Origin of the sequence: Pelotalea chapellei (assembly GCF_018531195.1) — a bacterium.
GTDB classification, from domain to species: domain Bacteria; phylum Desulfobacterota; class Desulfuromonadia; order Geobacterales; family Pseudopelobacteraceae; genus Pelotalea; species Pelotalea chapellei.
This window is the reverse complement of the sequence record NZ_JAHDYS010000014.1, coordinates 18,126-41,759: the sequence shown is the minus strand read 5'-3', so window position 1 is coordinate 41,759 and position 23,634 is coordinate 18,126. Positions and strand designations below refer to the sequence as shown.

Genomic DNA, 23,634 nt, shown 5'->3' with positions numbered 1-23,634 from the left:
TATAATCACCTTGCAAGGTAGTTAAGAAACATCATGAGGACCTGAGCACATATAAAAAGGGACACCCCTTAGGAATGTCCCCTAAACTTACTTATATTTACTTGATTTAGATTTACCTTAAGATCCTACCGACCAAAGATCCCTTTCAAGCCGCGCTCGATAAGCTCCTGCTCGGGAGCTTTCGGCTCCCCTTCCTTTCGTTTCATCAGCTTCTGCTCGATCGTCTGCTGCAGCTTTTCCCGTGCTTTTGTCCTCAACTGCCCTCCCACCATGCTTGCGTCGAGGCGGAATTTCGGCGCTGAGGTTGTTCCTCCGACCTTGACCGGAAGGACGCCCCACCCTTTTTCATCGGTGAGAAACTGACCAATGTTGCCACCAATGTTACCCCGCGCCACCTTGCCGGTCAGCTCGGGAGAGATGCGTGTGACCAGGGACATATCGAGACTCTTGTCGAGCCCCACTGTGCCTGTGGGGGTGAGTCTCACATCACTGCCGGCAACGTCGCTGTCCAGGACGGCCTTGCCACCGGAAACCCGGAAGGTGCCGGCAAACTTGTTGAAGCGTATCACCCGCAGCTGTTCGAGATTCAGGAACGTGGCAAGTTTCTGCACCATACCGGCCCCGGTCAACTTTCCATTGGTAACAGCAAAATCTCCCTGCCCGGCGAGATTCTTTTTAAGCGAAGCATCCCGGATCCCACTGCCATTGAGCTGTGCATTCAAGGCCATTGTTCCGAAAATCGTTCCGGCTGCTTTCGGAGAAAATGCGGTGACCACAGGGTCGGCTTGCACCCCCTGCACCGTGAGGCGGGTCGAATAAACATAGCCCTGACGGCCCAGGTCAATGCGGGCAGTATCGCTGAACGTGCCGCCCGCCACCTGACCGCTGAACTGGTCAATATCCAGGACATTATTGGCCAGACGATATTTCAAGAGAAGCTGGCTAACCGGCAGCCCTTTGTAGGAGGTCTGTCCCAGACTGACCGAACCGGTTGCCTTCACGGGAAGCTTCATGGGCGCCGGCTCCGGCTTTGCGGCTCCTGCAGTCCCTTCAGCCGATTCCTTCTTACTTATAAAGGGCGCCAGGTCAAATTTGTCAGCCTTGACCGTGCTTGTTATCGAAACCGGTTTTCCAAACAGATTGGCAGCAGCAAGCGCGATGGTAAGCCGCTCTTTTCCCAGGCTGAGCACAAGATCTTCCGAAGTGACTGTATCCCCCTTCAGAACAAGTTTTCCTGACAGGACCGGGCGCTGCCCTGAAACGCTAAAGCTGACATCCTTCATGCGCACCTCGCCACTCTTCAGCAGTTCTTTTGGTGCCGCCACTGGTCCCGCCAGGGTCAGACTCACATTTATGATGCCGGCAGGGTCATATGCTTTTGCTTTTGCAGCCAACTCAGCCGGCATGCCGGCCATTAACTTCTTCAGATCAGCATCAACTACCCGGAAGACAGCATCCAGAGCCGGCTTTTCAGTAGCATCGGCTATCTTGCCCTCAACTTCCAGCGAAGCACCGGAGAATGATGCTTTTGCCTTGAAGGGAATCGGCTTTTTGGGGGAAATGTCATTGGATGTAAACTCTACTGCGCTCAATGTGTAGCGAGATGGAGCAGCAGCCTGTTTCGACTTGTCTTCATACACAAGTTCACCCTTTGAAACCGCCACGGTGGATACCAGCAGATCAATATCTGCCTTCTCTTTAGGCTGTTCTACCGGTGCAGTCTTTTCTTTCTTCATGATATCTGAAAAGTTGAAACTTCCATCCGGCAGTTTGACGATCCTGATGCGGGGTGTTTCCATGCTGATCTCATCAACTACGATCCGTTTTGAAAGCAGCGGCCAGAACTGATAACGCAGCTTGACCAGATCGACAGCCACAAAAGTCTCTTCTCCCTCCTTTTCCATAATCACCACATTGTTGAGTACAATGCCGGAAAAGATACTTACTTTTATGTCTCCAAGACGCACCGGCCGATGCAGCGCCTTCTGCGCCAGGGGAATCACCGTTTTTTTTACCCGCTCGGGTGTGATTATCATCTTTGCCAGGAGAAGGACTCCGGCAAGCAGTGCCACAATCACGCCTCCCGTTATCCCTGCGATCTTGAGAGCTTTATTCACGGCCAGCCTCCTCTATTTATTTCACATGTCGTTGTTTGATGACGGAATTCATCCTTATAATTTAGCAGGCTTCCCGGCAAAGAACAGGGGGTTACTGGTCATCCAGCGCGTATCTTTTGAGAACAATTGATTCAAAACCTGTTCGTTAGCAATTTATCACCAATCAGCTGGACAATGATATACCTCTCGCATTGCAGATCCTCTATCTCCAACTATACTTACAGACAAGACAATTAAGAGGCTGTTCAGGTTGTTCAAAAATAGTCAGATCATCGCACCCGGAGAAAGACCCGCGGAGGCGCAGCAGCGCTACGTCGCACAAGGTGGCTTTCGAGGACAGCGGTGAGATGGCTGTTTTTCAACAACCTGCTAAGGGAGGCACATGAAAAAAGGGGATCTTACCTGTTCAATTCCCATGGCAAAGCTGCTGGCCGGCGTGCCTCAAGACGCAGAAATCGGCTCAGTTGCCGTCTTTGTCGGAATGAAGGGGGGCGGTGTCTACATGGGCTCACAAATGGATGCCAATCCCGAGTCGATGGCCTTCATGCTCAGCGCCTTCAGTGAAGCGAAACGCTCGGTAATTGAAAGCATCATCCAGGAGCACGGCATGGAAATGCTTGTTTCGGTCATGTTCTTTCTGGCTGTCAGCAACAGGAACACACAAGAGCTGGATGGTGATCCTGCAGATGTTTTCAAGCGCTATTTTGTTCCACGGCCCGAGGAAGACGAATAAAGTTATAAATCTGCCCGGCATCTGCCGGGAAAGGAACACATATGACGCCGGACACAACTGCATCTGGAATTTTCACCACTTCAGTGGCTTTGAGCAGCACCCTCAACAGGATAACCCGTAACGACGGGAACCTGTTTTTCTCCCAATATGGCGAGGATGATGATTTCCCTTTGAAACTGAGGCAAAGCGCCATCCATGAAGCCGCTCATACGGCTATGGCTACCTTGATTCGTCGCGGCATCGTTCAAGAGGTATTTATAAGTGAAACTGCAGTGGCCATAACCGAAATCGATGAGATGTGCGATGAACTCAATACCTCCATGGAAGGTCTGACAGGAGGCGTTCGCTTTCACAAGATGCAGACCACGGTATTCGAGAACGGCCTTATCGCCTACAGCGGATTTTTTGCCGAGTGCGAAAACATCTTTCGTAGCGGACTGGAACTAGAACCGCTCCTGCCAAAGTTACGGGAGCAGGCTGCCCATGACATCGATCGCTTTCAGGCCCTGCTGACTTCGGAAGGGCTTTCAAGCGCTGAAATTCAGAATGTCGTTATCGATATTGGCAGCGCGCTGAAACATTACTTTGACAATGGTATCTGGGAACAGATTGTGAAAGTAGCTGAAGCGCTGCTGGAACGGAAAAGTCTGACAGGGGATGAAGTGCTGGAACTGCTGCCGGCTACCGTTCCGGAATGATTGGAGGTCGCCAGCAGTTGACCCGGGAGGATTTTATGAAAAGGAATCTTTTTGTCGGAATACTACTCTGCATGATCTTTGCACTCACCGCCTGTGGCGGAGGCGGCGGTAGTGATGGAACAGCCGGGGGCGACACGGGCAATGGTGGTGGCGGAGGCGGTGTGGCGGCGACCTCTACCACACAAATCCTGAGCAATCCAGCCCTTGATGGGGATATTGCGCTCAGCTTGCAGGGACAACCAACCCTTGTTCAAGGAAATGCAGAAATACTATTTGCCGGAATCCACCCTGACACAGGCGATGAATACCGCACCTTCCTTAATTTTCCATTGAGAAATGCCAGCGGAATTCCGGATAATGCCGTTATCGTTTCAGCCAAACTTGACTTATTCCTTGAAGATATCATTCCCCTGCCGCTGAATAACAACATACCAATTCGTATCGAACTAGTCTCTTACGAGCCACCGTTAATTGCTACTGATTTTGACCGCACCCAGCTTCCCACTCTGATTGCCACTCTTATCACTCCTCCAATTTCAGAGGCGGATCGTCAGCAGCATGTGGCGACGGATGTAACTGCACTTATGCAGGAAGCGCAACGACTTGGGCTGGTTAATTTTCAGCTCAGGATATCTCGGGACCCGGTTGACGTGTCTCCTGGTCTGATTGTGATCAATGACACGCTGAGTGCAGACAGGGAGTTTCTGGCCCCGCTGGTGGAAGTGGTGTATCAATAATGCTGTGAAGCCTGTTCCGGAGTGGTTTTAGCAGCAGGTTTCACGACAGGCATATTCTGCCAACTCATCGTAAATGGCAGCCAGAACCATGAAATCGCACCATTTGCGGGCTATCTCTTTGATGATGTACATGACGAGAAAAAAGCCGTTTGCTGCCATGATGGCCCAGACTGTATTGAAATGCCTGTAGTTATCCTGCCCGACGACGCGGTAGGAGAAAAAGATGCTGGCAATACAGAAACAGACCGTGCTGAGCGCCAGGGGCACCTCAATGCCGCAGCGGGGATTGCTCATCAACCTGCAGACTTTGGCGTAGCTTTTCGCCACGCAACCGATCTGGCGAAAGGTTTCTCCAACCTGTGAACGATCAACCCTGCTATACACTGCAAATCTCAGCGCTTCCAGCGCCCGTTCCGGTCCACTCACCTTCCGGGCTTCAGCATATGTATCGACAACCTTGTCCAGCTCTTCCAGACCAATTTCCATTTTAGCCTCCACTTCAGGCCAGCTCTGTACTCTTCTTTTTCGCACCATTCCCCCTCCCAACCCTGGGAAGGGGTTTAGATATTTCGCTGGCACTAATCATAACCCCCTCTAAATCGCCCCTTATCGAAGAGGAGACTTCACCTTAAATAAGGGGGGACCGAGGGGGGTTAGATTTTTAAGACTATCTGCCCTTGAGCATGTCCATGGCCTTTGAGAGCATTCCTCCCTCTTCCGGAACAGAACCGTTGGGGGTCAACTTGTCTACAAAACCGGGCAGGTGTTCGGAAAGCTTGGAGGTAACCTCTTCCTGGGGGATTCCCGCCTTGTCAGCCAGATTTTGTAACCTTTCGCTGCCCAGCCCTTCCCTGATTTGATCCGGAGAAATAGCCTGATTCTGGCCGGTGCCGACCCATGAAGAAACAATCCCGCCAAGACCCTTTTGCTGGAACGACTGAACCAGTCCCTGTAATCCACCTGACTGAGGATCGGAAAACATTTCCATAACCCCGCCCAGAAGCGATGTAGTCTTGTTGTCACTGCCTTGCTGCTGGCCACCCAGTCTGCTGGTAACTTCATCCATAATTCCCATGATGATCTCCTGTAGTTGGTAGTGTGACCACGAGGTCAATGTAAAGTCTACTGCAATTATGGAAAGCTGAAAGGAGCTAAAATGACACCTACCTACTTTCTTCGGGATCCGCCCAGAATTCGGCCACATCCTTGAGAATACTGGTAGAGATCAATTCCTTCACATCGGTTTCAAACCAGTCGGCCGGCATGGCGCGACTATAACTTGCTTCAGTGAATCTGCTGTCCATGAGCACAATCAGCCCGCGATCATGCTCGGAACGGATTACCCTGCCGGCAGCCTGAATGGCTTTGGCCATGGCCGGGATCGAATAGGCATATTCGAATCCTGCACCGAAACGTCGCTGGTAACACTCCCGCATCTGTTCTCGTTCAAGATCAAAGGTCGGCAGAGGCGGCCCGACCACAAAGGCGCCGATAATCATCTTACCAGCATAATCGACACCCTCGGAAAAAGAACCTCCCTGAACGGCAAAGACAATGGTCGGAGTACCTTCAGCGCGCAGATGATCCAGCACAGCCTCCAACTGGTCGCCTTTCATTCCCCGTTCCTGACGCAGCACCGTAAATCCTTCCGGTGGTTGAAACAATGCTGTCACCCGTTCAAGAAACTGAAAGCTGGGAAGGAAAACAAGATAATTGCCGGCAGCCAGGGCAACGATACGCTGTATGGCATCGGCAATGCGCGGGTAATTCCGCTCCCTCAAACCATAGCGAGTGGAAACCTGGGGGATGATCAGAAGTTTACGGTTCGATGCTGGAAAGGGAGAGAGGAACTCGGCTGTCCGTGTTTTTTCCAGATCAAGTCCGGACAACTGCACGTAGTATTCGAAAGGCTTGAGTGTAGCGGAGAAACCAACAACCTGCTGAAATTCCGCATAGCAATCCTTCAGCATGGCAGATGCATCGCAGCAGGTAATGCGCACCATGCCCCCTGCAGGATGGGAATGGTAAGTAGTGAAGAACTCCTGCTGCTCAGGATCTGCCGCATACTCCAGGGTCTCACTGAACTCGGCCCAATAAAAGCAGAGCCGCAGGATGACATCCCGATGACGCAGTTCCGTATCGGACTCCAGATAGCGTGACAGAAACGCCCTTAGGCGAGCATCCTGTTCAAGAAAACCACCGACCGGTGGATCGATTCGAACCGCATGTGCTTCTTTTGCGCGGCAGGCTGCAATGGTGCGGAGGCAGCCATCCAGTAGTTCCTCGGCTTCTTGCCTGAAACGGGGCGCCAACAGGTGGATTTCCTCGCGCATCTTTTCCAGCACCAGGGAGGAAAGTTCCGGAGAGTAATACTCCATGGCCCGTCCGGGAAGATTATGAGCCTCATCAATCACTAGGTCAGGCTTACCGCTCTGATCCACAACCAGCGTATTCAGACGCCCCAGCGCTGAACGCGGTGCAAAGACATAGTTGTAATCGCAGATAACCAGATCCGCATCCCTCGCGCTCTCCAGTTGCAGTTCAAAAGGGCAGACCTGGTACTGTTCGCCCAGGGTACGAAACAGACGTGCTTTCAGTTTCCGCTTGCGTGACAGGAGCTCGCGAATCCCCCCCTGCTGAACCTTGGTGTAGTAATCCCGTGCAAATTCGCAGAATTCAGGGTTGCACAGCGGCTCGCTTTTAAAACAGATTTTTCCCTTGGCGGTAATGGTCAGGGAGGTGAGCTTGACGCCCGCCTTCTGAAGGCGGACAACTGCATCTTCCGCCACAGCATGCTGACTGTTTTTAGGCGTCACGTAGATTACCTGCTGACCCCGCTCCAAAGCCTCTTTCAGAACCGGATACAGCACGGCCATCGTCTTGCCGAGACCGGTGGGGGCCTGAATAAGCATCGGCCTCCCCTCGTTCATCCCCTGCTCGATTTCCTGCATCAGCTCAACCTGGCCCGGCCGTGGGTTGGCAAAGGGAAAGATAGTCTCACCCGCAGTTTTACGCCTGCGAGCAGTGCGTTTCTCGACACGCCGTGCTTCGGCAGTCAACTCGGTCAATCGGCGCTCAAGCCATTCTTCATACAGGGAAATATCGAGCACCACTGCCAGGTCGGAAGATTGCCCGCTGCGCGACGAGACCAGATGCAGGGTCAACAGAGGAATCACCCTGTGCTCCCGCCAGTACAGATAACCGTATGTCAGAAGCTGCAGAGAATAGGGATGTTCCAGCGGGTTGCCGGACAATCGGCGTTGGAGGTCAGCGAGGTTGAAAGCGCTTTTGATTTCTTCAATGTGTGGCGGGTCGTGACGAAAGATGCCGTCCATGCGTCCGTCAACCCGAAAACAGTACTGATCCCGATCGAATAAACTGGTGATAGGGACTTCGGCCTGGTAGAGCGGATCAGCCTTGGCACGTCTTTTCTGAACACGTTGGTGGATTTCACGGCCATCGGCTGCGGCCTGGCCAAGCCCCGAATGGGTGTCGATGCTTCCGGTGAGAGGTGAAGGAACAGCAAAATCCCGCAAGGGAATAATGATTATTTTCATGGAAGGGTGTTCATCTTTAAGTTGTCCCGCCGTTCATTTAAACTCAATCTTATAGTAAAGATCAGCACCGCTTTCGGTGCCGGTCTGGGTTTCGATCTGCCAGTTTTTGTAGATATCGTAACGCAGCAGAAAGAGATTGCTTCCTGCAAAAATTGACCTGCCATAGCTGATATACAGTTTGGGGGTCAGGTATTTTCCCACAGTTACCATGGTCTGGGAAATGCCGGCGGTCTGAGTGGTCGGCGCAGTACCGGGGGGAGCAACCTCAATCGGCTTGTATCCCATCAGGCCGGACTTCTCCTTGCCGGCTGTCTGAATCTCCAGCGTACTCAATCCGAGACGACTCTTGATCTGATCCTGCAGGACAGCCGACTGTCCCGAAGAGAGTAGTACACCGGCAGCCTTGGTCATCAGACCGGCCTGCTCTCCACTGCTGCTGCCAAGCGGATGTCCCAGAACCACATAGGCCAGAATATCCACATCCGGCATGGCGGGATCGGAATAAAGCTTGATTACCGGCGCCAGCAATGTGCCCCCCACCGTGACGCCTGCTTTCACATCCCCAACCGTGCGCAAGGCGAGAAAATCAAGCGTCGGCCGGCTGATCGATCCGCCGGCATAAAAGAGCCGACCGCGCTCGATGTTCAAATTTACTCCGTAGGTCTGATAACGTCCCTTGACGACCTTGATCTCGCCTCTGCTGGTGATGTTATCCAAGCTGTGCATGGCGATATCCATGCTCCCGCCAAGCTGGGCATCAATGCCTTCAAGCTTGACCAGGACCCGGTCGCCAAGCACCAGACGCACCTGGACATCCAGTTCAAGGGGGGACTCTGGTGCGACCGGCTTGCTCCTGCCTTCCAGGATCACATCACTGCTGGGTGCGATGGGGGCCTTGGTAGGCGACCCGGTAATGCGGAACTCCGGCAAACGTACTTCCCCGCGAACTTTCAGGGTCTTGGGAGTTCCTTCAAAAGTGAGCTGGGGTGAGCTCTGGATCTGGAGTTCGGGAAAGTACACCGTCTGAAACGAGTCTCCGTTTATGCTGCCGCGGTATGAAGAGAGCTGCCACCCGGTGAGTTGGAGAAGAGCATTTCCGGTGATGGCCCCCGAACCGGACCGGGCACGGAAGGAATCAATGCGGATCAGGTCTTTCTCCACACGGGCAGCAAGCTGGACATCCTTTACATGGATGCCGGCGCTGGGCAGATATGCGGCGGCCCGCGCCAGTTGCACCGTGCCGTTTATCAAAGGCTTTTCCCATTGCCCGGCAACTTTCAGGTTCAGATCCACATCACCGCTGCTTTCCTGAACTAACGCCGGGAACATCGCCGTTATGATGCCTTTTTCCCGAAGCTGGCCGTTCAAAGAAGCCTGCAGTGGCCCATTGGGCTTGAACGCAATCGGGAGGCGCGCCGGAAGTGGCAGATTGAAATCACCCTTGGCTTGACCCACATCTGTCAACGCCAGGTTAAAGGCCCCGGAGAGCGCTTCGTCGCGCCACGACCACCTAGCAGTGGCTGTTCGCACTGCAGCAGTCATCTCCCCTTCCGGTCGCTTCCAGCGCACGGTTGACGCGCTCAGCCCGCTTTCCCCCTGCAGCTCGAAACGCTGCCCCGGCAACATCTTTCCTGTTGCGCGGCCATTGATTCGTCCAGTCAGAGAAGCTGTTTCCGGCAGCCAGGGTCTTAGCAGAGCCAGGTCGAGCTCCTTCATCTCCAGAGAGATATTTCCCTCCCCAGGAAGCTCCAGGCGTGCCGGCGTTGAGGAGGCAAGATTCCCCTTGAGCAGACCTCCTTTATCCAGCTGCAGCTCTATTCCACCCTTTAGGCCATGCTCGTCACCGGTTAGTGTCAGATCGCTGCGCCTGAATTGTATGGTGTGCCCCTGCGAAGTGATTGAACCCTGGGCAGAAGCATTGCCGGCAACATTAATGCGCTTTTGAGGCAAAAGGTGAACCCGCAGATTTCCACTGCTGGAGCCTTTTAATTGCACATCTTTCAGCCAGGCGTCTGCCCGGGAAAGCTTTACCCCCAGCCATTTCGTCCGAATCCCCCCCTGCAGGGGGTTACGGGTCAGGTTAGCGTCAAGCTCGATTCGTTCTAATCCGGCACTCGTGATAACCAGTGGGGAAATAGTTATATTTTTCTGCCCCATGGTAAGGGCAACAGGCGCCTCAAGGGCCCAGGCTCCGAAGCTGTCGCTACCCGAAAAGCGCGTGATCTCACCTTGCCAGGTACCGCTGCCGTAGGCGCCGTTCAGGGCAAGCTGGGCTCTGGCTGCGGCAGAAGTCATGGCCAACGTCACCTTGTGCTGCGCCACTGTTCCGTCTGCCCCCAGCCTTACAACCCCTGCCTGGAAATTTCCATAGGTCAGCTGACGGGCATCTGCCGTCAGATGAAGCGGCTGGCCGGTGCCCGCCCCCAATTGTCCGGAAAGATCCAGCCCCGCTACTTTCAGGTCATTCAATGACAGCGAACGGCCACTGGCACTGAATTCCCCGGCAGCACGACCATCTCTCCACGCCAGCCAGCCGTTGGCCCGCACTGCACCGGAAGCTCCCGGAACCAGGTTAGATAGCTCCTGCACCCGGGCGGTCACGTTCAGGCGTCGTTTCAGCTCTCCATCAGCATGCAGGTCGAAACCCTTGCCCTGCAGATCAAGCCTGTTGAGAAGCAGATTGTCGTCTGCAAATTCAGCCTTCATTGCCCCGGTCAAAGGCTGCCCGTGCAGACGGCTTTCGAGAATGGTGGCGTGCAATGCACCATATGGTGCGCCTTTGCTCGGCCAGGTCATGTCCCCTGCGAGGTTGAAATTCGCCACACCCGACCAATCCTTGGCAAGGCGGGCCGGATTGATGTTTCTGGCCCTGAGATCACCGTGAACCTTGACGCCGTCGTTCCAGGTTGCCTTAAGATTCCCCTGCAGCGAGCCATCCAGCAAGGCACCGGTCAGGGGAGAAAGGGTCAGGCCATTCCGGTTACCCTGGAATTCGGCAGCAAGACGTGCCCCTTGCCAGCCTTTCACCCGGTTAGCCAGGTCAAACCTGCCTTTGTAGGTATCAACGGTACCACTGATTGTTACTGTTCCATTCAGATCGGTCGGCAGATCAACCAGCGGCTTCAGGTCAAGCCCCGCTGTGGCCAGTTGCAGTTTGAGAAGGGGCTCTTTGGCAGCAAGACTGAGACTCCCCTCCCCCGTTATGGTGCCGGCCAGGCCTTTGCTGACAAGATTCAGTTTGCGCAGATTGAACGAGCTGCGGGTCATACCAAGTTCACCGGTCAATGCCACGGCCTGCTCTTTTCCCTCTTGCTTCCCGACGGCGGTCACCGTAAGGCTGCCTGCAACCTGCTCCGGCGTCCTGGCAGGCAGTAGCCGCGTCTGCAGGTTAAAACGATTCAAGTTGCCAATTGGCTTAGGTGTCATCGCTGCAAGGGAGGCCGACAAAGATGGTTTTTTCATGCCTGCCTGAAGAGAACCTGAAACAGAACCGGAAGGGGAAACTATTGCGAGATTTGAAATGGATAGAAGCATTTCCTGCCATGACACCGAACCGGACATGCTGTTCAGGATAAGAGGTTCACCATGATCATGGCGGTAGCTGAGCCGGTCGATACGCAGATGGTTGACTGTCGCATCAAATAGTTCCGCAATATGGGGAGGTGTTGGCCAGGTGAGATCAGGAGGCGTGGTGCCGGGTGGACTGTCGTCCTGAACACGCACACCGGCAAGGATGAGATCATTGATGCCAAGGGTACCTGACATGAGCAGCAGCGGCTTCCAGCGAAGATCGAGACTATCCATCTCCACTTGCAGCTTGGGCATCACGATACGCACGGCTGAAAGATGCAGACGGTCAACAAGCCGCCCTTGCACATCCCCGGAGGAAATGCCGATACCGCTGTAACTGGAAGCGGTACGCAACAGCCAGCGGGCACCATTCGTGGTGCCAACTATCCACCCCAAAATTGCCGTGCAGAGCAGAAGAGCCAGAAGGAGAGTGATCGGTATGAGTTTCAGCAGCTTTTTCATGAAAGGCCAAAGAAAGTTTATTCACCACAGAGTCACAGAGGACACGGAGAAGGTCTAAAAACAGTCATGCAGACTTCTTGAGGATACAATTGTCAACTTACTAATTGGTTGGAGGGGCGAACCGCGCCCGCCTTAAACGGATATTGAAACAAGGACGTATGCCATACGCCCTACTGGGTCCCTTACAACTGAAAGCCGACAGTAAAATGGATGCGATAACCGGGATGATCCACACCTATTTGTCGGGCCACGGAAAGGTTGATCGCGCCTACCTGGCTGTAGTAATGCAGACCAATGCCGGCTCCCTGAAAAAGTGTGACATCGGAAAGTGTATTAAAAGCATTACCGGCATCATGAAAAGCCGAGATGCCCCAGTTCTGGAAAAGCGCCCGCTCCAGCTCGATACTGCCGGTCAGCAACTGTTTCCCACCTGCAACCTTACCGCTGGAATCGGTTGGCCCCAGAGACTTGTAGGAATACCCCCGCACGCTCTGGTCACCTCCGGCAAAAAACCTCAGTGTTGGCGGAATGTCGACCAACGGATCGGAGAACAGGGTAGTTCCGACCCTCACACGGGAGTGGAGTGAAAGCCGCCAGGGAAGCGGCAGCAGATGGCTGCCTTCACCGATACATTGCAACAGGCTGGTATCAGAGCCGATAAACTGATGAGTGCCGCGCACATCAACGGAGAACCTGAATCCGGAGGTGGGATGAATCAGATTGTCATAGCTGTCCTTACTGAACCGGATACCTGGCAAAACCAGGCGGCTGCTGGATTCCTGGGTGCCTATGGTAAAATCTTCCTGCTGAACCCTGAGGTAGACCGTTCCCAGTTCACCCTTGCCGAAACTGTGATTTCTGGCGACCTCCACTGCGACCAACCTGCTGATATAGGCCGTTACATCCTCCTGCTGCAGGTTGAGCTGAAAGGTAGTGGAGCTTCTGATATCCCGGTAATCCGGCACGATGTAGCCGGCGGCCAGCCCCTGCAGGCGTTCTGCAACATACAATTGTGCGTTGAGTTCATGCCCTTTGTGAAACATGTTGAGGTCCCGGTAACGAAGCGAGAAGCGCGCTCCGGTATCGGTACCGTAACCGACCCCGGGTCGCAGGGTTCTACGGGGCGCCTGTTTCAACTGCACCAGTACCGGCACCCTGAAATCTGTGGCTTCGGCTTTTTCGGGCAGTACAACCACCTCTTTAAAGCGTTCGGAGTTAGTCAAGTTGAGCTGTGTCTCACCCAGTGAAGCATAGGAAAAGACATCACCCGGAGCAAAGGAGATATAGCGCTTGAGAAAAGGTTCGGGATAATCCGGCGCCCCCTCGATTCTGGTGCCGTTGAACAGGTATCGTTCGCCTGTTTCCATGACCAGCTTGATCCGAGCGCTTGTCTCACCGGGTGCGATGCGAATCTCATGTTGGGGAAAATCGGCATCGAGATATCCCAATGCCTCTGCTCTGGTTTTAAACACGGCTTTGGCTTTTTCATACTCCTGCTGCAGCAGAATGCTGCCTTTTTGCAGCGGGAAAGCAGCTGCCAATCCCTGCAATGAACTCTGGCCGGAACCGGAACCATGTAGTTCAACCTGCACATCCGCCACCCGCACCGGCTCACCCGGAACCACTGCCACACGTAGACGGTAACGCTCCTTTTCGAGCGGTTCCATTACGACTGTGACGTTTGCGTTGTAGTAGCCAAAAGGTTCGAGGGCAGCACGTACCTTTTCATCGGCCTGTCCGCTGAACCGCTGCAACCAGAGCCGGTTAGCCTTCCCTTCGTGCACCAGGCCGGGGGGCAATGCAAGCGCAAGTCGCACATTATCCAATGCAGGACCCTCCACTCCCTCCACGACCAGTTCCACCGGCTGAGCGGCATGAACAGGAAGTGCAAGACAGAAGAGCAGGCAGGCTATTATAAAAGGCAAGGTTTTTAACATTGGTTTTGAATTATGAAACGTATAGATCTTATGGGTCCTATCCAACCATGAATGACTTGAATTTGGCTATTCGGCGACTATGATACCCGCATTTTCTTCATCTGTCAGTTCATGCCAGATGGTCACAAGACTGGCAAATACAACCGGACCCATAATCAAACCGAGAATGCCCATTGTGGTAGCACCACCTATTGCTCCCAACAGGATCGCCAGGGCGGAGACATCAGCCTGCGCACCCACAGCCAGGGGTCGGATGGCATTATCCGCAAGTCCTACAAAAAGAAGACACCAGAGCGCCAGAAGACCTGCAGTCAGATAAGCCCCCTTCAAAACAAGAAAAACAGTCAGGGGAACCCAGATAACACCTGTGCCCACAACAGGAACAACAGCGGCAATAGCGGTCAGTGCTCCCCAAAGGATGGGAGCAGGTACATCGGCAACATAATACCCGATTCCCGCAGTGGTTCCCTGTGCTATGCAGGTATAAATCGTTCCTAAAAAAACCGCGGAGACAGTGGACTGAACTCTGGAGAGGAATCTCCGCACGCGCTGTTCGTTACTTGCAAACCGCCGGACCGCAGTGGCAAGAACCCGTTGTCCGTCACGGTATATGAAAAACAGGATAAACAGTGCTACGGCCAGAGTAAACAATATCGAGGCCAGCCCCTTGGCAGTTGTAGCCGCTGCGTTAAGCAGAACGGCTGAGGCATTGGCCACAATCGCTTCGGTATGCTTGGCAACGTTGATGCCGTTTCTCTCCGCAAGCTCGAGCAGCCGGTTGAGGTAAGGAATTTTACTGATTGCCCCCATTCCGCTCCGGGTAACCTCCTGCACCAGATTACTGGCGTCAGCAAACCATTGCGGGGCATTGTTGGCAATGGAAACTATCAGGCCCACCACGGGGAGGATAAAGCAAACTATTACGATAAGCACCATCACTCCGGCAGATGTGCCGGGACGGTCCGGAAATCGCTTCGCCAGGCGATCATAAAGGGGAATGGTCGCAATGCCGATGATGAGTGCCCAGGCAAGTGGCTTGAGTACCGGAGTCGCCAACAAAATGACCAGCCAGGCAAAAGCCAGTGTGGCCAGGGCAGCAATAATGGTCAGATATATTTTTTTATCCATTTTAGCCCCCGCAGGTTGTTGAAAAACAGCCTAGAACCATATCACACATTAAAAAGCCGGGAGCTTTAAAAGCGCCCGGCTGGATGCATCAATTAAACAATTGCTTTCTCAGAAAAAGAAGTAGCGCACGCCAAAAGTTGTATTCAAGCTGCTGGGATCAAAATTCCCGTGACCAGCTGAGCTCTTGATGTCTGTCTCAGGAGCTATGACAGCTTTTACTTCGGCCGTCACGGCCAGGGATTTCATCAGGAAATAATCAACGCCGCCACTGACATGAACGCCTACGGTTGTATCCACATCATGTGATTTATAGTCGCTGACCAGAATGTCAAGGCCGGCACCAATATAGGGGACCAGCTTGTTTGCAGGAGTGAAGCGGTACTGTCCGCCAAGTGAAAAATTGGTCACATCAAAATCGCCGGCGTTTCCTCCATTAGGATAGTCCGAGCCGTACGATGAATGGGTAATGTCAAACTCTACTGCCGTGGTGTCGTTCACTCCGTAAATGAGTCCGCCACCGCCTATGATGCCGATATCCGGTTTGATCCTCAGGTTTTCAAAATCACTGTCATTGGGAGCAGTGAAGCCGATTCTCAGAGTTGCACCGGCTCTTCCCTTGATACTGTCGGCCATTGCCGAACCGGTTGCCAGGGAGACTGTTGCAGCCATGCAGGCCAGTACCATCAGTTTTTTCATTACGCATCCTCCTTGAAATTTATATATGACCGCTGAAGGTCATTTGTACAACTAACATGCCAGTGACCACCATGGGACATTTGTACTGCAAGTCCTGGTATTATAAACAATATTTAACCGGTGTCAAATCGATGGTGGCCACAGGACATTTGACGGATCCGTCTAATACGACCGATCCGTCAAATGTGCCGTTGGAGGCGTACCCACAAATAGCATCAATCGATATCACAAATAATCATTTTGTATCAAAATGTAGCAGTCAAGACTTGGTTTCCACATCTTCCATCCCCAAACATAATGCTGCATAAATACGCGCAGCTGCCAGTACCTCGCCAAAACTTACCTGTTCATCAGGCATGTGTGCGGTTTCAAGTATTCCCGGGCCAAGTATCAATGGCTTGATACCGGCCGCAAAAAAGAGGTTGCCGTCAGAATGGGAACGGAAAGCATCCAGGCGAAGAGGCAGATTGATCCTTGGGTATACCTCCTCCAGCAGTCTGGCCAATTCGTTGTCAGTTCCAAGATTGTAACCACGGGACACGAAATTGAAGGCGATCTTCAGGTCGAGGCCCGGAATATAACGATCAGCACCGGAAACAATCCGTCTGAGTGATTCCTGTACATCTGCCGGATCAATATCTGGAGGAAGGTGAAGATCGATCCATGTTTCACATCGGTCCGGCACGACAAAGCCCCCCTGGGATGAGCTCATCTCACGAATGGAATACACAATTTCCGAAGATTTCCGGTCGAACAAAGAGTCTTTGCCCACATGCAGCAACACACGCAGCATTGATTCCACGGCATTATGTCCCAATTCCGGAAGGGAAGAATGTATCGTCTGACCCTTGGTAACAAAACCTGCTTCCAGATAACCATAATGGGCGAAACAGGCCGCAAGCCCTGTCGGCTCCCCGATCACCACCCAGGGGACACGACACGTCTGAAGAAAAGTCATGCTGCCATCGCCGTTTTCTTCTTCTCCCACCACCAGCAACAGCCCTACTGCCGGAAGCTCCGCCGACTCCAGCGCATCAATCAAGGCCAGCCATGCCTCAACCATTGAAGCGCACCCCCCTTTCATGTCGGCACTTCCCAGTCCACGAATAATACCGTTGTCCACTTGGGCGCCAAAACCCTCCAGATCCCGGGCTGGAACGGTATCCACATGGCCGACCAGATATAGAAGCGGCTCACCTTGTCCCATTGTAACGCGCAGATTGTAGCGCTGGTCCTCCACTTCCTGCCGTTCGACCTTGCATCCTGCACGACTCAAAAGTTCTTCCAGATAAAGGAGGATATCCTCTTCTTTTCCGGAGGGAGAATAGATATCCAGCAGCTCAAGGAGTATCTTGTGCAGGCGTTCCGCGTTAATCGCCTGCCAGACTCTATCCAGACGGGCGTTCATGCCTTCTTGTCCTGTTTCTTTCTACTTTTGAGCGTCATGTTATGGGTCATGTAGACATGCTCCTGAACATTGCCGAATCCCTGTTTTTCGAAGAAACGAATCGCCGGTCTGTTGTCGGCAGAGGTATCCACGATAACCATCCGCACTCCCTGCTCTTTCATGCGACGCTTGATCTCCTTGAACAGTTTGCTGCCGACCTGTCCCTTCTGAAGGTCCCTGCGCACCCCAAGCCAGATCAGATAGCCGTACTTCCAGGAGGAGTGATGCTTCTTGACCGTCGTCCCGAGAGCAAAACCAAGAATCTTCTCCCCAGCCTCAGCTACCAGGCATAGATCGCTATCGGTATTAAAGAGTGTGGTTACTTCATACTCATCCCAGGTACGGTAAAGACTCTGGGCATCGGCTGCGGTAAAGACTTCCTCCCCGATATGAAACACCTCGGAAATGTCATCAATGGTCATCTCCCGGATTCGCAGCAGATCTTCGCTGCCTGAAGGGGCACCTGGCATGGAAACTCCTTGGATTATCCTGAACTTTCCATGACTAATACATCTTTCATACCGAAAGCAGTTTATATGCGGAATAGACTTAATAAGCTGAAAACAAACCGAAAAAATCAGTCTAAAAAACAAGATATAATTAAAACTGTTAAATAATTCTTCATATGTGACGGGACTTTCACATTTGACTGAAACAGTAGAAGGGAGAATGGGAGATGAGGTGGAGAGTAAGTAATTGAATCAGGAAGCGGCGCACCACCAGCCGTGGTAGCTGAAAGGAACATGATGTTTCAGGTGAATTTCCGCCACCGGACCTTCAGTGATCCTGTCAGCCCTGAACAGGGCCAAATAACTTTTAAGGGTTGAACTGTCATAGACTTCCGTCATCAGGTAGCCCGGCTCTATCGGATCACCAGGACGATAGTCGTAGCCGGGCAGAGGTACGAACACCGGCTCACTGCAGTAGGAACCGGCACCGAAATCATAACTTTCAATGCGCCCCGTTGACATGTCGATACGGCAGACATATGTCCAGAAAAACTCTTCAGGCCTGGTTCTGACCATATAACCGAAACGGTAGGGATAGCCGCGGTGCCGTTCATTTACCCGTGGCCATTCAAAATTATCGTTGCATACTACCTCTTCCCGCAAGGTCCTGCGGGCAGGATCTATCAGATAGCGACGCACCTTGCCCGGATGCCCATGGTTTCCCCCGCGACCGGTCATGACCGCCGTTACCACGGGATCGCTTCCCACAAAATGATCCGGGTTGTCATAGCCGATGAAATCTACCTCGATCAGGCCTCCACGTTCATGGGCATTGAATGAATGCCACATATAACAAGCCTGACTCTGCAGCATAACTGGTGGCTGGGTGCCGTCTCGCTCCAGCACCATGATCAGATTGCCCTGCTCCGGCTTCCAGCGCAGCGACTCCGCCAGGCTTCGCTGACCCAACAAAAATCCCCAGAAGGCGATGTCCACAGGATGAAGGGTGAAGATCAGGTATCGACCCGAAACGGACCAGTCGTGCATGTAGATGTTGCGCGGCATGGGGATCGTACGATGCGTTCTTAAACGGCCGTCGGCGTTGAAAACCGTTACATGCAGCTTCGGCTTGGGACCGTAGGCGATGCCGAAATGGAGCCATTCTCCGGTGAGGGGATCAAATTTAGCGTGGGCTGCGTAGATGGTCAGGTCCTTGGGGAGGCCAAGGTAGGAGAGCCCGTTCGTTTCCAGGGTATCGGGATCAAGCTCGTAGGGGTAGGAGCATTCATCGAAGGCGTACAGGCGACCATGCCAGGGGAAGACCGTTATGCCGGCCTGGGGCTTGAGATCACTCCCTCCGGGAAAGTTGTTCCAGATTCCGCCGGGAGCCTGGGTGCTCCAGCTTGGATAGAGAAATTTGCCGGCCCGCTCTTCGTCAGTGAACTTTTCGGTGGCAACAAACCTGTTCTGGTAATGGACCCCATTGTCATGAAAGCGAAAAGCCTGCACCATACCATCGCCATCCAGAAGGTTGCGTTTGCGCAATCCACCCCTGTCAAAGAGCCCCGGCCCGTTGCGGTAAAGGGTTCCGCGCACTGCGGCGGGGATATCTCCCACGACCCTTGCTTCGTAGCTGTGCTCTTCATGCAGCGAAGTAGCCATCCCGAGATAAGGACGCTGGCTATCGCCAAAGTCGGCGAAGACATCCTTTCTCAAGGGAGGACTTGACGCGCACCCGGCACAGGCCAAAGCCAACGAGACTTCCCCTGTCATCAGCAGCAATTGACGGCGGGAAAGCATGGCATCTCCTTTTCGAAGTCCCAGCAAAAATGTTGGAGCAGGCTAAAGGCAATCTCTCGCAGAGGCGCAGAGTCACGCAGAGAAAGGCGAAAAATACAAACATTTTGCCTCACGAAACGTCCCCGAAAAAGCCGGATTTTTAAAAAACGGTTTTTTCAGCTCGCCCCGCTGCGACCGCCCGAGGCCAACTTGCCGTGGATAATCTTAAAAAATGATTTATCGATTAGAATCAAGGCCTTTAATCCGGCTTTTTCGAGGAATTTTCGTGAGGCTAATGTTTTTGCTTCATGCCTTTCTCTGCGATACTCAGCGCCTTGCCTAGAGGCACCTACTTCCGGCTGCGTGAGATCGACTTTAATCAGCATTTAATCCGGCCTTTTCGAGATTTTCCACGAGGCTAATTAGTCTTTAGATTCCGCGTGCGATGGGCTCTAATCCTTAACTCCGCCGGATACCGAACTTACGCATCCGGCCGCGCAGTGTGCTGGGATTGAGACCTAAAATAAGCGCTGCCCCCCGCTCCCCTTCGATACGCCAATTGGTTTTTTTAAGCACCTGGATGATATGCTCCTGCTCCAGCTCATCCAGCGCCTTGACACCCTGCACCTCATCAATGGCTTCCCGCCGCGGAGGATTCTCGAAGCGGTCAAGCAGATGAAGAGCTGTTCCGGGACTGGTGATAACCGCCCTTTCGATGACACTCTCCAGTTCACGCACATTGCCAGGCCAGTGATAACCCTCGAGATTGTTTAAAACATCCTTTGAAACGGTCTCGATCGTCTTTCCCGTTTTCTTGCAGAACTTGGAAACAAAGTAATTCACAAGAAGCGGTATATCCTCCTTGCGCTTGCGTAGCGGCGGGACAGTAATGGGAAACACATTCAGGCGGTAGAAGAGGTCTTCCCGGAAGCGGCCATGACGTATTTCTTCCTCCAGATTTCGGTTGGTAGCAGCGATTATGCGGACATTGACCTTGATGGTACGAGGACTTCCCAAACGCTCGAACTCCCCATCCTGGATGACACGGAGCAGCTTTGTCTGCAGCTCCATCGGCATTTCTCCGATCTCGTCCAAAAAAATGGTGCCACCATCCGCCAACTCAAAGCGCCCCATCTGGCGGTCGTTTGAGCCGGTAAAGGCCCCTTTTTCACGGCCAAAAAGTTCGCTTTCTATCAGATTCGCCGGGAGCGAGGTGCAATGAACCGTGACCATGGGACGGTCTTTGCGGGTACTTCGGCTATGGAGCGCCCTGGCCACAACCCCCTTGCCGGTGCCGGTTTCTCCCAGCAGAAGCACGGTCGTATCCTGGGGCGCTACCTGCTCCACTCTGAAGAAGATGTAATCCAGAGCCGAACTGCGGCCGATGATTTCACCAAAATTATATTCCCGATCAATATCCTGCTGGAGGTAGATATTTTCAGCCTGGAGTCGATCTTTGAGCTCTTTTATCTCGGCATAGGCATTTGAAAGCGATTCCTCCGCCTTCCTGCGCTCCTCGATTTCCCGGGAAAGTCGCTCGTTAGCCTGGGACAACTCTTCATTTCGTTCCCGCACCCGCAGATCCAGTTCGTCATTAGCCTTCTGCAGCCTTTCTTCCAACTGCCTGCGAACCGTCACATCCACTATCGAAGTAAGGACCGCAATACCATTTCTATTGCCGGCGTTTATGGCAACACTCTGCAATTGGCCGCAGATTATCGAACCATCCTGTCCGGTAAGATTTATCTCGCATTTCAGCGTGCTCTGCTTATGAAGAACCCAATTCAGGTGGTTGACGAAAATCTCCCGACCCGCCTGGTCCGCCACAAACTCCACGAACGGCTTGTTCAACAAGGGGTTGATATCTGTGCCCAACATATGGGCCGCGGTGTGAGTGGCGCCGCGAACACGGCCCAGGGTGTCAAAGGTGAAATAGCCAATTGGCGCGGAATCGAACAAATCGGTAGAAATATGGAGGGAGGTGAATCCGTCGGTTACCGTGTCCAGCTCTTCGTGCTGCATCTGCAGAGCACCCTCATGGGGCGAAGCATCCTGAAAAAGCTGGCCGCCGGCATGGGTTCGCGATGACGGTTGCTCGCTGCTCTTTCTTTCTGAAGGAATATAGGCTCTACGCGGCGATTGTGCCGTTATATCTTCATTCATTCATTCCCCACAACGCGTCCTGCAGTTGAGGGTTCGTCATCCTCCGCGCCTGCAGACACAGACAATTTCGTCGACCAGGGCGGCATCTCCCAATCCGTCGGAAAAATTCAACGGTTTCTGAAAAAACAGCCCGAGAGGCATTAGAATCCGATTATACCAGAAAATGGCCTGCCTGCTCTGATGGCGCAAAAACCACATGCCACATTTAAGCAGCCAGGGATTTCCAGGCTGCATTCCAAAAGGCGCACTTTGCTCCAGAACAAGGCGATTCTCCGCCACGAAGGCCAGCACTTCCTGAGGATCAAAACGATGGACGTGGCCGACAAAGGCGTCAAATTCACACCATCTGCTCTTGTGCAGAGGTACGGAAAACACCAGGGTTCCTCCCTTCTTCAGAACCCGGCTTAGCTCGGCGAAAGCCAGCCTGCTATTGTCCACATGCTCGATGACATCAAAGGCGCAAACCAGATCAAAGCTGCCTTCATCAAAGGGAAGCGCACACACATCACCACATTGCGCACTGCCCCCCTGTTCCTGCAAACGGCCCACGGCAGCAATACTTTTATCGACGAAATGCGAATCACGAACCGGCAGCCTGGGACGCAGACCTGGTCCAACCTCCAGTCGCTGAGATCCATTCTGCACCAGGCTTGAGATCAACGGCCAGGTATTGAAGCGTTCCGGAGTTTCCAGGCGGGTACGAGACCAGAGGTGATCGTAAAATCGGATGTTTATTGCATCAGCGTCTGGCGTGTTCATAAGGAAGGATCCGAAGACAGATTTTGTCCCTGTCCCTGAATGGATTCAGCGAAAATGGTGGGAGATCCTGCCTTGGCGCGACGGGTATTCGGCCCTTTGCGCAGGAAGTTGTAGGCAAGGCAATTCAATCGATGGGTGGGCATGCTGAACACCCTGGAGAAGATGGATGGCCAAGTGTAGGTTTCCCTGCGTGCTTCCTGCCAGCCGCGCTGCAGCCGCTCCGCAGTCATCAGTTTCGGCTGGAAAACGACTTCGGAATGGTTGTAGCGGCTCCAGTCCGTATGCAGCAGACGGCCTTCTTGCTGAAACCGACGAAAGAAGGCGGTGCCGGGATAGGGAGTAAGCAGATTGAAAGTCGGCACTCCCGGTGAGACTTCACGTACAAAGCGGAGCGTATTTTCAAAAACACTCTCGTCATGATCGTCAAAACCGAAAATAAACGAAGCTTCCAGAATGATGCCTGCATCCCTGACACGCTTGATCAGATCAGCCTCGGTTGAGCTGCCGGAAGCTTTGGAAAAATTGGAATATTTTCCGGAAACCGACTCGATTCCCACGAAAAGCCCGATGCAGCCGGAACGAGCCACCAGCTTGAGAAGTTCGGGATCCTCTGCAAACCGAAGGGAGGTTTGCGAACCCCAACGGATACCCATTTCAGCCATTCCTTCAAGAATGGGACGCGCCTTGGCAGTGTCTCCCAACAAGTTATCATCTAAAAACACCACCAGCTTGCGAGGGAACGAACGGATCTGAGCCAGAATGTCTGCCGGATCCCGATAGCGGAAACGATTGCCGAAATAAGGGGTGACCGTGCAGAAGTCGCAATCATAGGGGCACCCTCTGCTGGCCTGGATGGTCTGGGTGGTGAGATAGCGTTTGCCTTCCAGGATATCGCGTCGTGCCCAGGGAACCCGAAGCAGGTCGTCGGTGGGTAGTGCGGCGTGGTAGATGCGGCCCAGCCGGCCTGCCAGAAAATCGTCGAGCAATCCAGCCATAACCGGCTCCGCTTCGCCGACAACAACAGCATCGGCATGAAGCAGCGCTTCTTCAGGAAGAACCGTGGGGTGCATGCCCCCCATGATAACCGGTACCCCTTCGGCTCTGTAACGATCAGCTATTTCATAGGCATGGGTGGCCTGGTGGGTCATGGCCGTAATGCCGATCAAGTCATAATCGCGGCCATAGGGAACCTCGTCCTGCAGCTCGTCCACAAGCGTTACCTCCCAGTGGGAAGGAGTCGCTGCTGCAACTTGTTGGAGAGAATGGTAGGGAAGCTGAAAGTTGCGCTCCCATCCCAATCTATGGGTAGCAGGGTAGATCAGAAGCAGGCGTGGGGCACGAGAAGAGTATGATTGTATCATTGCAATCCTGTGGAAGTGAACTCACCCTCCCCTTTCAAGGG

General features: G+C 53.3%; 18 protein-coding genes. 3 read left to right on the top strand and 15 right to left on the bottom strand.

The annotated features are described in order from the left end of the window. Nucleotides 1-125: 125 nt before the first annotated feature. Complete coding sequence (locus KJB30_RS13990) at nucleotides 126-2,117, bottom strand: AsmA family protein (protein ID WP_214300385.1); 1,992 nt, start codon at nucleotides 2,115-2,117, stop codon at nucleotides 126-128. A 382-nt stretch (nucleotides 2,118-2,499) separates the two neighbouring features. Here KJB30_RS13990 and KJB30_RS13985 point away from each other — a divergent pair, with 382 nt between their 5' ends. Genes KJB30_RS13985 through KJB30_RS13975 form a run of 3 tightly spaced genes read left to right on the top strand, consistent with a single transcriptional unit; the run spans nucleotide 2,500 to nucleotide 4,285 of the window. Further along, a complete protein-coding gene (locus KJB30_RS13985) occupies nucleotides 2,500-2,850 on the top strand; it encodes a hypothetical protein (protein ID WP_214300383.1) in 351 nt (116 codons plus the stop codon). A 41-nt stretch (nucleotides 2,851-2,891) separates the two neighbouring features. After that, entirely contained in the window at nucleotides 2,892-3,548 is a 657-nt protein-coding gene (locus KJB30_RS13980) for a hypothetical protein (protein WP_214300381.1), read from the top strand. A 35-nt stretch (nucleotides 3,549-3,583) separates the two neighbouring features. Continuing rightward, nucleotides 3,584-4,285 (top strand): hypothetical protein, encoded by a 702-nt coding sequence (locus tag KJB30_RS13975; RefSeq protein ID WP_214300379.1) that lies wholly within the window; start codon nucleotides 3,584-3,586, stop codon nucleotides 4,283-4,285. Between the two features lie 27 nt (nucleotides 4,286-4,312). Here KJB30_RS13975 and KJB30_RS13970 read toward each other — a convergent pair whose 3' ends face one another. The 14 genes from KJB30_RS13970 to KJB30_RS13905 form a co-directional block, all read right to left on the bottom strand. Then, a complete protein-coding gene (locus KJB30_RS13970) occupies nucleotides 4,313-4,819 on the bottom strand; it encodes a GSU0071 family protein (protein ID WP_214300377.1) in 507 nt (168 codons plus the stop codon). A gap of 133 nt (nucleotides 4,820-4,952) precedes the next feature. Beyond that, entirely contained in the window at nucleotides 4,953-5,360 is a 408-nt protein-coding gene (locus KJB30_RS13965) for a YidB family protein (RefSeq protein WP_214300375.1), read from the bottom strand. Between the two features lie 88 nt (nucleotides 5,361-5,448). Further along, nucleotides 5,449-7,842 (bottom strand): ATP-dependent DNA helicase, encoded by a 2,394-nt coding sequence (locus KJB30_RS13960; protein WP_214300373.1) that lies wholly within the window; start codon nucleotides 7,840-7,842, stop codon nucleotides 5,449-5,451. Between the two features lie 33 nt (nucleotides 7,843-7,875). Then, nucleotides 7,876-11,874, bottom strand: a complete 3,999-nt coding sequence (locus KJB30_RS13955) for a translocation/assembly module TamB domain-containing protein (protein WP_214300371.1) — start codon at nucleotides 11,872-11,874, stop codon at nucleotides 7,876-7,878. A gap of 182 nt (nucleotides 11,875-12,056) precedes the next feature. After that, nucleotides 12,057-13,799 carry an autotransporter assembly complex protein TamA gene (locus KJB30_RS13950; RefSeq protein WP_246545704.1) on the bottom strand — a complete coding sequence of 581 codons (1,743 nt, stop codon included), beginning with the start codon at nucleotides 13,797-13,799 and terminating at the stop codon, nucleotides 12,057-12,059. A gap of 78 nt (nucleotides 13,800-13,877) precedes the next feature. Further along, on the bottom strand, nucleotides 13,878-14,939 hold the full coding sequence (locus KJB30_RS13945; protein ID WP_214300367.1) for an AI-2E family transporter: 1,062 nt from the start codon (nucleotides 14,937-14,939) through the stop codon (nucleotides 13,878-13,880). A gap of 108 nt (nucleotides 14,940-15,047) precedes the next feature. After that, nucleotides 15,048-15,635, bottom strand: a complete 588-nt coding sequence (locus KJB30_RS13940; protein ID WP_214300365.1) for an outer membrane beta-barrel protein — start codon at nucleotides 15,633-15,635, stop codon at nucleotides 15,048-15,050. A gap of 259 nt (nucleotides 15,636-15,894) precedes the next feature. Next, entirely contained in the window at nucleotides 15,895-17,043 is a 1,149-nt protein-coding gene (locus KJB30_RS13935; protein ID WP_214300363.1) for a M20 family metallopeptidase, read from the bottom strand. Further along, nucleotides 17,040-17,552 carry a GNAT family N-acetyltransferase gene (locus tag KJB30_RS13930; protein ID WP_214300361.1) on the bottom strand — a complete coding sequence of 171 codons (513 nt, stop codon included), beginning with the start codon at nucleotides 17,550-17,552 and terminating at the stop codon, nucleotides 17,040-17,042. Before KJB30_RS13930 ends, KJB30_RS13935 begins: the two co-directional genes overlap by 4 nt. Nucleotides 17,553-17,783: 231 nt before the next feature. Then, a complete protein-coding gene (locus KJB30_RS13925; RefSeq protein ID WP_214300359.1) occupies nucleotides 17,784-19,331 on the bottom strand; it encodes a carotenoid oxygenase family protein in 1,548 nt (515 codons plus the stop codon). 155 nt (nucleotides 19,332-19,486) lie between these two features. Continuing rightward, nucleotides 19,487-19,696, bottom strand: coding sequence for a hypothetical protein (locus KJB30_RS13920; protein ID WP_214300357.1), 210 nt, complete (start codon nucleotides 19,694-19,696; stop codon nucleotides 19,487-19,489). 73 nt (nucleotides 19,697-19,769) lie between these two features. Further along, nucleotides 19,770-21,473 carry a sigma 54-interacting transcriptional regulator gene (locus tag KJB30_RS13915; RefSeq protein ID WP_246545703.1) on the bottom strand — a complete coding sequence of 568 codons (1,704 nt, stop codon included), beginning with the start codon at nucleotides 21,471-21,473 and terminating at the stop codon, nucleotides 19,770-19,772. Between the two features lie 36 nt (nucleotides 21,474-21,509). Further along, entirely contained in the window at nucleotides 21,510-22,232 is a 723-nt protein-coding gene (locus KJB30_RS13910) for a class I SAM-dependent methyltransferase (protein ID WP_214300355.1), read from the bottom strand. Continuing rightward, on the bottom strand, nucleotides 22,229-23,593 hold the full coding sequence (locus KJB30_RS13905; RefSeq protein ID WP_214300353.1) for a B12-binding domain-containing radical SAM protein: 1,365 nt from the start codon (nucleotides 23,591-23,593) through the stop codon (nucleotides 22,229-22,231). The genes KJB30_RS13910 and KJB30_RS13905 overlap by 4 nt, the downstream gene beginning before the upstream one ends. Nucleotides 23,594-23,634: the final 41 nt, after the last annotated feature.